Consider the following 11,534-nt stretch of genomic DNA (forward strand, 5'->3'; position numbering starts at 1 on the left):
ATTGTTGCATTGGGTCATAATGGCCTAAAAATGCCAAACATCGTCCCATTCAGAGCAACAATGATCGATCTCAACGATATCGTGATCTTCTCCCGCGTCGTCGAAACCGGCAGCTTCACCGCGGCTGCCCGGCTGCTTTCCATGCCCAAGACGACGGTCAGCCGCCGGGTTGCGGCCCTTGAACGCGACCTCGGCGTGCGCCTCCTGCAGCGCACGACCCGCAGCCTCGGCATGACGGAGGCCGGGAGGCTCTACTATGCGGAGGCGAGCGCGGCGCTCAGGAAGATCGAGGCCGCCAACGTCAGGCTCGCCGAAGCGCAGGCCGAGCCCTCCGGCACGATCCGCATATCGGCTCCCGTCGGCTTCAGCAGCCATTTCCTGCAGGAGGCGATTTTCGAATTCATGGCGACCTATCCGAAAGCCAAGGTCGAGCTGCGGCTGACCGACGAGCGGCTGAACCTCGTCGACAATGGCATAGACCTCGCCTTCCGCACAGGACTGCTGGAGGATTCCACCCTGATTGCCCGCCGCCTCGGCCCCACCTATCGCCTGCTCTGCGCCAGCCCCGCCTATCTCGCCCGCGCCGGCCGGCCTTCCGCACCTGATGATCTCGCAGGCCATGACTGCGTCATCGCCGGGCCATCTGCCGCCCATGCGCAATGGGTGCTGGACGGCCCACAGGGGCCGGAAACGGTGTCCGTATCAGGACGCTTCGCCGCCAACGAGATGCAGGCGGTCATGGAGGCGGCGATCGCCGGCTACGGCATCGCACAGCTGCCTTACGGGGTCGCCTTCGCCTGCATCGCAGATGGAAGGCTGCTGCGCGTGCTCGATGATTATACGACGGCCTCGGGCGGCCTGCATGTGGTCTATCCCAGCAGCAAGCACCTCTCGCCGCTGGTGCGCGCCTTCATCGCGCTCACCGAAAAGCGGCTGCGTGCGGCAGACGCGCGAAATGTCCTGCCGGACAGCGCATAGGCACCCTGCCTCAGCCTGAACAGTTGCCAAAACCGCCCGATAGGCAGAAGCTCCTTTTCTGTCATCGGGAGAATGCGGCAATGGCGATATCAGTGATATCAGGACAGCCGGCACGATCCGGCAGCGCAGGCATCTGCCGCGGCTGCTGGGACCAGATGCTTATGCCGATCCCCTTACGCGGCCCGCTCTCGCTGCCGTTGCGCGCCTTCGGCATTACGCGCAGCAAGATGAACCCCGACATCTGCACGATCTGCGAGCGCTCCTTCCAATATGTGAAGAAGCAGCGCCACATCACCGCAGGCGCCACCATCCTCTTTGCCGATATCCGCGGCTATACCGGCCTGTCGGAACGGATCGGCGCAATCGAGCTCAGCCAGATCGTCAGCCTGTTTCAGGATCGCGCGGCACAGGCGATCTGGGCCAATGACGGCATCGTCAACAAGCAGATGGGCGACGGATTGATGGCGATCTTCAATTTCCCGATCAAGCGCGCCGACCATGCCGCGGCCGCGATCATGGCGGGCAAGGACATCCAGCGCTACTGCGGAGAGGCGCTGGCCGCCCTCGATATCGGCCAGCCGCTCGGCATCGGCGTCGGCATCCACACCGGTGATGTGCAGATCGGCGAATTCTCCAGCTTCCACAGCGATTTCACCGCGATCGGCGGTGTGGTGAACCAGGCGGCCAGACTTGAATCGCAGGCCGCCCCCGGCGAAATCCTCGTCTCGCTGGAAACCACCCTCCAGGCCCCCGAACTGATGGGCGGCACCGAAGCACGATCGCTGTCGCTGAAGGGGATCGAGCAGCCGGTAGAGGCGCGGGTTCTGCGGGTCGTCTGAAGCGAGGGCGTGCCACGTGGCACCCACCGATCGACGCCTCGACCATCCGTGCTATATCTGCCGTCAACCTCTCGCCGCCGAAAACCACAGCAACCGGGGAAGCCCCATGCCATCCACCTTCATCGCCAAGGGCGCCGACGCCTATGAAGCCAGCATGGGCCGCTGGAGCCGCCGCCTTGCAGACCCTTTCCTCGCCTTCGCCGGCGTGCCCAAGACGGGCCGCGTGCTGGACGCCGGCTGCGGCACCGGCAGCCTGACACTGGCGCTATCAGCCCACCCCGAACTCACCGCCATCGAAGCCCTGGATTTCGAGGAAAACTTCGTCGCAGCACTCCGCACCCGCACAGATGACCCGAGGATATCGGCCCGCCAGGGTGACGTCTGCGCCCTGCCCTACGAAGACAAGAGCTTCGACGCCGCCTATTCCCTGCTCGTCCTCCACTTCGTCTCCGACGCCGACAAGGCCATCACCGAAATGCGCCGCGTCCTCAAACCCGGCGCCACCGCAGCCGCCGCCGTCTGGTCCCATGACGGCATGCCGAGCTGGCGCCTCTTCTGGAACACGATCCGCGCCGTCGAACCCGAAGCCGAAGGCAACGGCATACCCTCCGGCCCAAGGCCGATGACGGCGGAGGGTGAGCTGCGGGCGCTGTTTGAGAGCGCCGGCTTTGCCGATGTCACCGAGGCAAGGCTGACGATCATGATGGACTACGCCAATTTCGACGATTTCTACCTGCCGAAGGTTTATGGCCAAGGACGGTTTTCGGCGTTTTTCGAGGCGTTGCCGGAGGCGAGACGGGAGCGGCTGCGGGAGGCGCTGAAGGTAGCTTATCTCGATGGCAGGCCGGAGGATGGACCGCGCGGGTTTGAGAGTGTGGCCTGGGCGGTGCGAGGCAGCGCGTAAGACGGTTTAGCGCCGCCTGCCCGTATTGGTGGCCGAACCCGGCTCTGTCAGTACTTCATGTTCCGCAGCTCAGGAAAATCGTAGTAACGCAGCCGCTCATCGCGGCAGCGGTAGTCATTCTTTGAGACGCCCATGATCATGTTCTGCTTTAAGGTAAGGTCGATATAGGACCAGTTCGGGTTGGCACGCTCCGTCGTCCGCGTGCAATAAGCGTAGACCTGCTTTTCAGGATCGAGCAGCACAACGCTCGAAATCTCAGCCTTCACGAAATATCCCGGTTTGATGGTCCCGCGCAGGGCATCCACATTCTCGCGTTTAACCGAGCTGGACGGAGGACGCTGCGAATCCAAGACAGATTGTGGTGCTGGCGTCTGGCAGCCAGCCAGTGTCATCGCGGCGGCACAGAGAAGTAAAGGCGTCCTTATCAAGTTCAATCTCCAAAAAAAGCAAAGTACAAGGCACACAATATTTCCTACAAATATTACGAGAATAATATCCGCAATACACGGTCATCCACAGCCGATGCCGCGAAGCGACACCGGCTTTATGCAAAGGTCAAGAATGCGCCCGACCAATCACCAAGCCTGCTGCGTCGGCATCACAAACACCTCGGCAATATCCATATGCCTGGGCGACTGCAGCGCAAACAGAACCGTCTCGGCAATATCCTCGGCCTTCAGAAACTCCATCTGCGTCTTCAGGTCTTCCATCTGCTGGCGCACGGCCGGATCTGAGATCTGGTCGTAGAGTTCGGTCTCGACAGCGCCCGGCTGCACGCAGGTCACGCGGATATTGTGCTTCTTGCCAAGCTCCATGCGCATGCCGTCCGACAGCGCCGTGATGGCATGTTTCGTCGCGCAATAAACCGTCAGCCCCACAAAGACCTTGCGGCCGGCAATCGAGGAGGTGTTGACGATATGGCCGGATTTCTGCCGGATCATGTGCGGCAGGACAGCGGCCGTGGTGTTCAGCACGCCCTTGATATTGACGTCCACCATCCGCTGCCATTCATCCACCTTCAGCTCTTCGATATCCGAAAGCGGCATCAGGCCGGCATTGTTGAAGAGAATATCGATACTTCCGAAGGCCTCGGCGAGCCTGGAAACGCCAGCCTCTACGGAGGCGACATCGACGACATCCATTTCCAGCGCGATCGCCTGCCCGCCGGCCCGGCCGATCTGCGAAACAAGTTCTTCCAGCCGCTCAGTGCGACGCGCGGCAAGCCCGACCTTGGCGCCATTGGCTGCAAGCTTGAGTGCCGTGGCAGCGCCGATCCCGCTCGACGCGCCAGTGATGAGAGCGATTTTTCCTTGGATTGACATGGTCATTCCCTTTCATTGCCGTCCCTGAGACGGTTGGTTTCGACGGGAACAAACTAGAAGAACCAGACCGGTCCTTCGCTCGGCCGCTTGCTGAGACTGTCGCGGATTTGCTGCAAACAGGAGCAATGCCAGCAAAACTGCGCAACGGCTTTACGCCCGGAATGCGCAGGACAAAAGGCGCTAGCCGCGATACTCACGCGGGCTGACGCCCACCTGCCGGCGGAACACCTGCGCAAAATGGCTGGGGCTGGAATAGCCGAGATCGAGCGCAATAGAGACGATGCTCTGATCCGTCTCCCGCAGCAGCCGGCGGGCCTCGGCCATCTTGAGCTGGATGAAATAGTCTGACGGCGACCAGCCGGTCGACTGCTTGAAGACGCGGGAGAAATGAAAGGGGCTAAGCTCTGCCTCTGTAGCCAGGCTTTCGAGATTGAACGCCTGATCGAGCCCCGCCTCCATCAAGCGAACCACCCGCTGTAGCTTGAACGCTGGCAACGCCCCGCGCCGGGCGGGCGCCGAGAGATCCCGCTTGCCATAATGCCGCACGAGATGAACGGCGAGCGCCTGCGCAATGCCCTGCACAACCATTTCGCTCGGCCCTGCCGATCCCTTCAATTCCCCAAGGATCATCCCCATCAGCCCCGAAATCCTCTCGTCCCGCTCCCCGGAAATATCCGCCAGCCGAAACCCCTCGCCGCCCCCGGCCCCGAAGACTTCCGCAACCGCCCGCTGGTAGATCGGCAGCCCGAGATAGAGATGCATGACACAAAGCGCCTCCCCGCTGCACGTCTCCCACCGCATCTCATAGGGCGTCTCACTCTGCGTCAGATAGAAATCACCGGCGGAGACCTCGACCGACATCCATTCGCCGCCGATGTCGCGCTCATCGATGCGGGCCGAGCCGGAGACGATCCAGACGAGAAGCGGCTCGGCGACGGCGGGGACGAGGAGATTGGTTTCGAGTGGCTGGTGGGAGAGAAGGTGGACGGAAATGGTGCTCCATGCCGGGCCTTGACTGCGCGCGAGAAGGCGGGCGTGGATGCGCTGGCTGAGGGCTTCGGGGGTGGTTTTTACCGGCATGGGGTTATGGCTTCGGCCACGTCCTAAGAAGGACGAAGCAAACCAACTTCAGTAGCATCACACTAGCACCATCGCAGGTAACGGTCAGCATTACAGCCGCCAATCCACAGACAACTAAAATAATCGCCCAGCCGCCAACAACTAACGATTGAATCTAATTGCAAAACAACCGAATAATTTCCCAAAACACGAGAGAGAGGGGGAACCAATGTCCGTTTACCTTGTGACTTGGGATCTCAATTATCAGAAAGCAAACTATAATCAGGCTCGACAAAACCTAATCGATCATTTGTCGCAGTATGACCACATCAAGGACCCGGGTTTAGATTCCGTTTGGTTCATCAGCTCTTCGGCAACAGCCGATGAACTCCATACCGATATCCAAGACCGTATAGATGCTGACGACACGCTCATGGTGACCAAGCTCGCCAACGGGCAGCATCAAGGTTGGCTCAACAAAGATACATGGACGTGGATCAACGCCCGACTTTGAATATTGCGATCTTAGAAAGGTGAAGAGTAATGGATATAGCAACCGGGTTGTCATTGCTGGCCCAAGCAACTGGTATCGTCAAGGACCTCCGCGAGATCGACAAGAGCTTCGACGCCGCCGCAATTAAGGCGCAGATGGCCGATCTCTACTCCACGCTCGCTGATGTAAAAATTGCGTTGTCTGACGCCCGCGAAACGGTCCACGATCGGGATCAAAAGATCAAAGCATTGGAAGATAGGATCGCTGCACTCACTTCCGGTGAAGCGTGTCCCATCTGCACTACCGGCCGATTAAAGGTTACCGCCTCAAAACCGCATCCAGTTTTCGAATTTGCAGGGGTGTTGGAACGCACTCTGAAATGCGATAGCTGCGGGCATTCCGAGAACCACCTCCATGATCCAAATGGCGTAACCAAGCGCCGCTGAAAATAGAAAATAATCTTTTGATCGAAAGTCCTGTTCGGCAGAAGAATTGCCAATGGAGAAACATCATCTCTTTGCGGAAGAAGCGATTGCCAAGCGTAAAGGCCGGGCGAGGCGCAGAAGCGCGAACAATTCCGTAAATTTCACCGTCAAAACTATCACTTCGTTTTTGGCAGCGCTTCTCCCTTACTTGCCTTCTTCCGACGTATCTTGGCTGAAGATGTCGCACTCGCGTCCTCGAACTCCGTATCGATTTGGACATAGTGAGACGTTTGCCCACCATAAATCGGCTCATGACAAAGCTTATACAAATTATAAAAGACGTCCTTCGGAGACATCAGCAGATGCTGGTTTTTCTCAAGTGCGATCATCTCTGCTTGGGACAAAGATCGAGCCGCAACACTCGCGGTGCCGTCGGGGCCGGTCAGCTTTACATATAGTATCGATCCAATTTGAACGGCGACCTGCTTTTCCGAGGCCGTTGCATTCGCTATCTTTTCCAGCGCCGCGCCAAGTTTCTCGTCTATCTCAGCCTGCGGCTTTCCGAGACCCTGCAACTCAAGAGCTCGCTCCATACGCTCGAGTCGGTTTTGTATTTCGGGCTGAGTGAGGGCGTCTGCCGTCTTTGCAAACCACTTTTTGTACCAAGATCCTTTTTCCTCGGGAAACTCATCAGATTGATAAAGGCCGAGAGAATGAAGCAAACCGGTTACAGCCGTGGTGAACTTCTCTATCGCGCCCTCGCCGCCTTCCGACAGGTATGCACGGACAGGAAGGAAGCGGTTAACGGGGACATTCTCTACATTTATTCCAAACGACATTAACGATAGCCAAGCATGTGTCTCTTGTTGGAGAAGCGCGGTTTCGCCCTTATGTTCGTTAAATACTTTAATCTGCTCTTCAAAATGACTGAGCATTCCTCTCAACTGCTCACCGTCACGGGCAATGTGTTCTGCTGCTTTCTCCGCTCTATCAGCACCGGATACCAGTCGATTTATATGATCAATTATGTCATCGAATTCTCGATCCGGGTAATCATCCAGTAACCAATATTTGAGCCGACTGCCTGGACCCCGCAAATGCGGCCCGGCAACAAGAACAGCGATCAAAGCCTCGATGCGCTCCATACGTTGCCTAAGATTGAAACGATCCCCCGCTACCATTTAGTCTCCTTCGTCCCCTCACCAACAGCAGACAGGGCATGTCTACACGCTTTTGTTGCGCAAACCTTACGTTTCTACAATTGTAGAAACATCTTTTCCCTGCCTTTCTGGAACAGAAGATGCATTGACAGATTGATAGCCGCTGCCGTGATCAGGTTAAAGATGGGATAATTGCTTCTCACTCCCCCACCACCCCACCAGCCTTCTTCCAAGCATCAATCCCACCCTCAATATGACACGCCGTCCCCACCCCCGCATCCTGCGCCGCCTGCACGGCCATCGCTGACCTCTCCCCGAACGCACAGTAAAACAGCACCCTCTTGCCCGTCGCCACCGCCAGCTCATGCAGCATCCCGCCCTCTGACAGGTTCTCCTGCAGATCCGCATAGGGCGCATGCAGTGCGCCCGGGATCACCCCGTGCCGCTCCCGCTCGCTCTTCTCGCGCAGATCGACGATCACCACATCCGCCCGCCCGCGTAGGCCCAGCGCATCCTTCGCGCTCACCGCCCAGCCCTTGCGCGCAATCTCCTCCTGATGCAGCCCGATGTGGATGTTGGCGGGGACGGCGACGTCCATCATTTTCGGATTGGGCAGGTGCAGGTTGTTCATGAGGTCGACATATTCGTCGATCGATTTGACCTGCAGGCGCGGGTTGAAGCGTTTTTCCTCGCCGATGGTGGAGACCGTGTCGCCCTTGTAGTCATGGGCGGGGAAGAGCAGCGTTTCCTCCGGCAGGCGCAGGAGCTTGTTGAAGATCGAGTCATATTGGGCGCGGGGATCGCCGTTCTGGAAATCGGTGCGGCCGGTGCCGCGGATGAGCAGCGTGTCGCCGGTGAAGATGCGGTCGCCCATCAGGTAGGAATAGGAATCGTCCGTATGGCCGGGCGTATAGAGCACGTCGAGGCTGATGCCCTCGATGCCGACGCGGTCGCCTTCGGAAACGCGCATGGCCACGACATCGGCCTTGGTCTGCTCGCCCATCACGGTGATGCAATGCGTCTGGTCGCGCAGCGCGCCGAGGCCGGTAATGTGGTCGGCATGCAGGTGGGTATCGACAGCTTTTACCAGCTTCAGGTCCAGCTCGCGCACGAGCTGCATGTAGCGCTCCACCTTTTCCAGGACGGGATCGATGATCAGAGCCTCGCCGCCGCGCCTGGAGGCGATGAGATAGGTATAGGTGCCGGAGACACTGTCGAAAAGCTGGCGGAAAATCATCTGTCCACTCCATTGCGCCGGCGCCAGCGCTTTCTGGCTCTGAAATCGCCAGCCTCGCCTGCTGCTGTGAACTGCATCGGACGTCTGCCGATGATATCTTCATGCCGGTAAAAGCGGAAGAAGCCGGAGGGGATGAGCGCCATGGTCCGCCCTCGCCCAATGTGAGTAGCTGACGTAAGGCAAGGTACGTTCTCCCCTAAGGTAAGGTCCCGCCGAGACGCTTTTTATTGTGTAAAAATAAAGCAAATGACCGGCGGCAGGCGCCGCCGGTCATTAATTAAGCAATAGCTGAAATAATTCGCCGCGACTCAAAAAGTGAGCTTACGGTTTCGTCATTTCGGCCTACACTGCTCCACGCTGGATGCTGCAAACCAGTGGAGAAGGACTGCCCACCACTCCTGTATCGCAGGCGGCCCTTCTCCTTCCATATCGCAAGCGCCGGCCGGTTTCTATTACATGCGTAACATTGTGCGTCTGCATTTAAGAATTCTCCTTGGCGGGCCAGGGTGCACGATGACGTGATCTTCCGAAAGTTGAAGAACGCAATCTGCGCGCTACAACGTCACCGGGGGGGACGTTTGAGGAATGTCGATGATCAGAGAGAAAATGTCGGCGAGCCAGACGCCGATGCAGGAAGAGGATGTCGCTCTTTGCCAGCGCGTCTATGAGCATATCTGCGCGGCGAGGCAGATCGCCAGCGACGGCGAACGCGAGGAACTGGCCATTCAGATCCTCCATTTCTATCAGCATGGGGTGAAGGATCAGGGGAGCCTGGAGCGGTTGTTGCTGTAGGTGCCTACTGGACAGTCCGAAGGCGTGAGGATGGTCGGCATATTGCTCCGCTACGCTGATTGGCTTTGGGCAGCGCGGCCACCCAATCTCCCTCATTCCTGTGCTTGTCACAGGAATCCAGCAGCCGCGTGTCCACGCGGCGGAAGAGTCTGACGTAAGCGCGTCCCAATCGATGAATGGTTTCCGCAAGCACTCTCGTTCAAGAGTCCTCTCGGCTTGCAGACGCAAGCCGGCTGGATTCCTGTGACAAGCACAGGAATGAGGGAGATTGGGTGGCCGCGCCGCCTTCCCCGCCACACCCCACCGCCCCCGACAGTTGACCTCCCCATATGAGCCCTACCTAAAACCCGGCTGATATGCTCAGGAGGCACAGGTGACGGCACTTATCGAGGATTACGCGCTTATCGGAGATTGCGAAACCGCGGCACTCGTGTCCAGAAACGGCTCGATCGACTGGCTCTGTTTTCCCCGCTTCGATTCTCCCGCCTGCTTCGCCGCCCTGCTCGGCACGCGGGATAACGGTTTCTGGTCGCTCTCGCCCTCGGGCGGCAAATACAGCGTTTCGCGCCGCTATCGCCAGGACACGCTCATTCTCGAGACCGAGTTTCAGACCGAGACGGGCACCGCCGTTCTCACCGATTTCATGCCGCTGCGCGATGGAACGAGCGATCTGATGCGCATCGTCGAAGGCAAGAGCGGCACCGTCGCCTTCGATATGGAGCTCAACCTTCGCTTCGATTACGGGCGAACCGTTCCCTGGGTTACGCATGGCGAAGACGGCGGCATCACCGCCATTGCCGGGCCGGACAGGCTGACGCTGAATTGCGCCGTGCCGCTGGAAGGCCGCGGGCTGAGCACGGTCGGCTCCTTTTCCGTTGAGGCAGGCGAAAGCCAGGTCTTCACCCTCACCTGGTCCCCCTCGCATCTGCCGCCGCCGGCCCGGCGGCAGGTGGAATATGCGCTGCCGGATACGGAGGAATTCTGGCAATCCTTCGCCGGCAAGTGCCCCAAGGTCGGCAAATGGACGGAGCAGGTCAAACGCTCCCTCATCACGCTGAAGGCGCTCACTTACATGCCGACGGGCGGCATCGTCGCTGCCGCGACCACCTCCCTGCCGGAAAAGATCGGCGGGCCGCGCAACTGGGACTATCGCTATTGCTGGCTGCGGGACGCGACGCTGACCCTGCTCGCCCTGATGAAGCTCGGCTATTACGAGGAGGCCCATGCCTGGCGCAACTGGCTGCTGCGCGCCGTCGCCGGCTCGCCGGCGCAGATGCAGATCATGTATGGCGTCGCCGGCGAGCGCAATCTGCTGGAATGGCAGGTGCCCTGGCTGCAGGGCTACGAGGGTTCCGCGCCCGTGCGCATCGGCAATGCCGCCGCCGAACAGGTGCAGCTCGATGTCTATGGCGAAGTGGCCGACGCCATGCTGCAGGCGCGCAAGGGCGGCCTGCCGCCGCATCATCGCACGCGCGAACTGGCGACCGCCATCCTGCCCTTCCTCGCAAAGACCTGGGGCCAGCCCGATGAGGGCATATGGGAGGTGCGCGGCCAGCGCCAGCATTTCACCTATTCCAAGGTCATGGCCTGGGTGGCCTTCGACCGCGCCGTCAAGATCGCCGAGGAGGACAACGAGCCCGAAGCCGCCGCCCGCTGGCGCGCGCTCGCCGATCGCATCCATGCCGAGGTCTGCAGGAAGGCTTTCGATCCAGAACTCGGATGCTTCACCCAGGCCTATGGTTCCAAGGCGATGGATGCCAGCCTGCTGCACCTCGGCATGGTCGGCTTCATCGCGCCTGACGATCCGCGCTATATTGCGACTGTCGAGGCGGTGGAGCGCAAGCTGCGGCGCGACGGCCTGCTGCTGCGCTACGAGACGCAGGAGGTCGACGACGGCCTGCCATCAGGCGAAGGCGCCTTCCTCGCCTGCAGCTTCTGGCTCGTCGACGCCCTTAACATGATCGGCCGTCGCGACGACGCGCTCAGCCTGTTCGAGCGGCTGCTGGCGATTTGCAACGATGTCGGGCTGCTGGCGGAGGAGTATGATCCCGACGCCAGGCGGATGCTCGGGAATTTCCCGCAGGCGTTCAGTCATGTCGGACTGATCAACAGCGCGCTGAACCTGGCGCGGGCCGAGGGGCCGGCGGATCAGCGGTCGGCTTGATGGGGGTGGGTTGGGCTCCGGCGACTCCTCCTCTCCCTCATCAAGTCAGATCAGGAGAGGCTATGCGTTGCGCCCCCTCATCCGCCCTTCGGGCACCTTCTCCCCGCTGGGGAAAGTGCGCTGCAATGCTCCAGCCCAGCAAAGCATTTTATGTTGCGGTA

Annotated in this window: 12 protein-coding genes; 7 read left to right on the top strand and 5 right to left on the bottom strand. The window is 59.8% G+C overall.

Annotated elements, in window-relative coordinates:
* Positions 1-60 precede the first annotated feature (60 nt).
* From FHT92_RS08835 to FHT92_RS08845, 3 genes are all read left to right on the top strand, one after another.
* A complete protein-coding gene (locus FHT92_RS08835; protein WP_183823972.1) occupies positions 61-978 on the top strand; it encodes a LysR family transcriptional regulator in 918 nt (305 codons plus the stop codon).
* Between the two features lie 80 nt (positions 979-1,058).
* Positions 1,059-1,817 carry an adenylate/guanylate cyclase domain-containing protein gene (locus FHT92_RS08840; RefSeq protein WP_183823974.1) on the top strand — a complete coding sequence of 253 codons (759 nt, stop codon included), beginning with the start codon at positions 1,059-1,061 and terminating at the stop codon, positions 1,815-1,817.
* A 106-nt stretch (positions 1,818-1,923) separates the two neighbouring features.
* On the top strand, positions 1,924-2,721 hold the full coding sequence (locus FHT92_RS08845) for a class I SAM-dependent methyltransferase (protein WP_183823976.1): 798 nt from the start codon (positions 1,924-1,926) through the stop codon (positions 2,719-2,721).
* A 47-nt stretch (positions 2,722-2,768) separates the two neighbouring features.
* Here the strand turns inward: FHT92_RS08845 and FHT92_RS08850 are convergent, their stop codons facing one another.
* The 3 genes from FHT92_RS08850 to FHT92_RS08860 all read right to left on the bottom strand — a co-directional run bounded on the left by FHT92_RS08850 (position 2,769) and on the right by FHT92_RS08860 (position 5,123).
* The gene (locus tag FHT92_RS08850; RefSeq protein ID WP_183741766.1) at positions 2,769-3,113 is read right to left on the bottom strand and encodes a hypothetical protein; all 345 of its coding nucleotides are present in this window, start codon (positions 3,111-3,113) and stop codon (positions 2,769-2,771) included.
* A 183-nt stretch (positions 3,114-3,296) separates the two neighbouring features.
* Complete coding sequence (locus tag FHT92_RS08855) at positions 3,297-4,043, bottom strand: SDR family oxidoreductase (protein WP_409527152.1); 747 nt, start codon at positions 4,041-4,043, stop codon at positions 3,297-3,299.
* 180 nt (positions 4,044-4,223) lie between these two features.
* Positions 4,224-5,123, bottom strand: a complete 900-nt coding sequence (locus FHT92_RS08860; RefSeq protein ID WP_183823980.1) for a helix-turn-helix domain-containing protein — start codon at positions 5,121-5,123, stop codon at positions 4,224-4,226.
* A gap of 208 nt (positions 5,124-5,331) precedes the next feature.
* Between FHT92_RS08860 and FHT92_RS08865 the strand changes: the two genes are divergently transcribed.
* Together FHT92_RS08865 and FHT92_RS08870 are read left to right on the top strand one after the other, a co-directional pair.
* Positions 5,332-5,616 carry a hypothetical protein gene (locus FHT92_RS08865; protein WP_183823982.1) on the top strand — a complete coding sequence of 95 codons (285 nt, stop codon included), beginning with the start codon at positions 5,332-5,334 and terminating at the stop codon, positions 5,614-5,616.
* 29 nt (positions 5,617-5,645) lie between these two features.
* Positions 5,646-6,041 (top strand): hypothetical protein, encoded by a 396-nt coding sequence (locus tag FHT92_RS08870; RefSeq protein WP_183823984.1) that lies wholly within the window; start codon positions 5,646-5,648, stop codon positions 6,039-6,041.
* 155 nt (positions 6,042-6,196) lie between these two features.
* Here FHT92_RS08870 and FHT92_RS08875 read toward each other — a convergent pair whose 3' ends face one another.
* Together FHT92_RS08875 and FHT92_RS08880 are read right to left on the bottom strand one after the other, a co-directional pair.
* On the bottom strand, positions 6,197-7,201 hold the full coding sequence (locus FHT92_RS08875) for a hypothetical protein (protein ID WP_183823986.1): 1,005 nt from the start codon (positions 7,199-7,201) through the stop codon (positions 6,197-6,199).
* A 178-nt stretch (positions 7,202-7,379) separates the two neighbouring features.
* Positions 7,380-8,417 carry an MBL fold metallo-hydrolase gene (locus FHT92_RS08880; RefSeq protein ID WP_183823988.1) on the bottom strand — a complete coding sequence of 346 codons (1,038 nt, stop codon included), beginning with the start codon at positions 8,415-8,417 and terminating at the stop codon, positions 7,380-7,382.
* A gap of 591 nt (positions 8,418-9,008) precedes the next feature.
* Between FHT92_RS08880 and FHT92_RS08885 the strand changes: the two genes are divergently transcribed.
* Both FHT92_RS08885 and FHT92_RS08890 read left to right on the top strand, forming a co-directional pair.
* Complete coding sequence (locus FHT92_RS08885) at positions 9,009-9,209, top strand: hypothetical protein (protein ID WP_183823990.1); 201 nt, start codon at positions 9,009-9,011, stop codon at positions 9,207-9,209.
* Between the two features lie 373 nt (positions 9,210-9,582).
* Complete coding sequence (locus FHT92_RS08890) at positions 9,583-11,373, top strand: glycoside hydrolase family 15 protein (protein WP_183823992.1); 1,791 nt, start codon at positions 9,583-9,585, stop codon at positions 11,371-11,373.
* The last annotated feature ends 161 nt before the right edge of the window (positions 11,374-11,534 follow it).

It is taken from the genome of Rhizobium sp. BK377, assembly GCF_014193935.1.
In the GTDB taxonomy this organism is placed as follows: Bacteria; Pseudomonadota; Alphaproteobacteria; order Rhizobiales; family Rhizobiaceae; genus Rhizobium.

What these genes read in the sequence shown, in the direction of transcription:
- FHT92_RS08865 (WP_183823982.1), top strand. Translation starts at nt 5,332, where the DNA reads ATGTCCGTTTACCTTGTGACTTGGGATCTCAATTATCAGAAAGCAAAC.
- FHT92_RS08840 (WP_183823974.1), top strand. Translation starts at nt 1,059, where the DNA reads ATGGCGATATCAGTGATATCAGGACAGCCGGCACGATCCGGCAGCGCA.
- FHT92_RS08860 (WP_183823980.1), bottom strand. Translation starts at nt 5,123, where the DNA reads ATGCCGGTAAAAACCACCCCCGAAGCCCTCAGCCAGCGCATCCACGCC.
- FHT92_RS08880 (WP_183823988.1), bottom strand. Translation starts at nt 8,417, where the DNA reads ATGATTTTCCGCCAGCTTTTCGACAGTGTCTCCGGCACCTATACCTAT.
- FHT92_RS08845 (WP_183823976.1), top strand. Translation starts at nt 1,924, where the DNA reads ATGCCATCCACCTTCATCGCCAAGGGCGCCGACGCCTATGAAGCCAGC.
- FHT92_RS08835 (WP_183823972.1), top strand. Translation starts at nt 61, where the DNA reads ATGATCGATCTCAACGATATCGTGATCTTCTCCCGCGTCGTCGAAACC.
- FHT92_RS08855 (WP_409527152.1), bottom strand. Translation starts at nt 4,043, where the DNA reads ATGTCAATCCAAGGAAAAATCGCTCTCATCACTGGCGCGTCGAGCGGG.
- FHT92_RS08875 (WP_183823986.1), bottom strand. Translation starts at nt 7,201, where the DNA reads ATGGTAGCGGGGGATCGTTTCAATCTTAGGCAACGTATGGAGCGCATC.
- FHT92_RS08885 (WP_183823990.1), top strand. Translation starts at nt 9,009, where the DNA reads ATGATCAGAGAGAAAATGTCGGCGAGCCAGACGCCGATGCAGGAAGAG.
- FHT92_RS08870 (WP_183823984.1), top strand. Translation starts at nt 5,646, where the DNA reads ATGGATATAGCAACCGGGTTGTCATTGCTGGCCCAAGCAACTGGTATC.
- FHT92_RS08850 (WP_183741766.1), bottom strand. Translation starts at nt 3,113, where the DNA reads ATGACACTGGCTGGCTGCCAGACGCCAGCACCACAATCTGTCTTGGAT.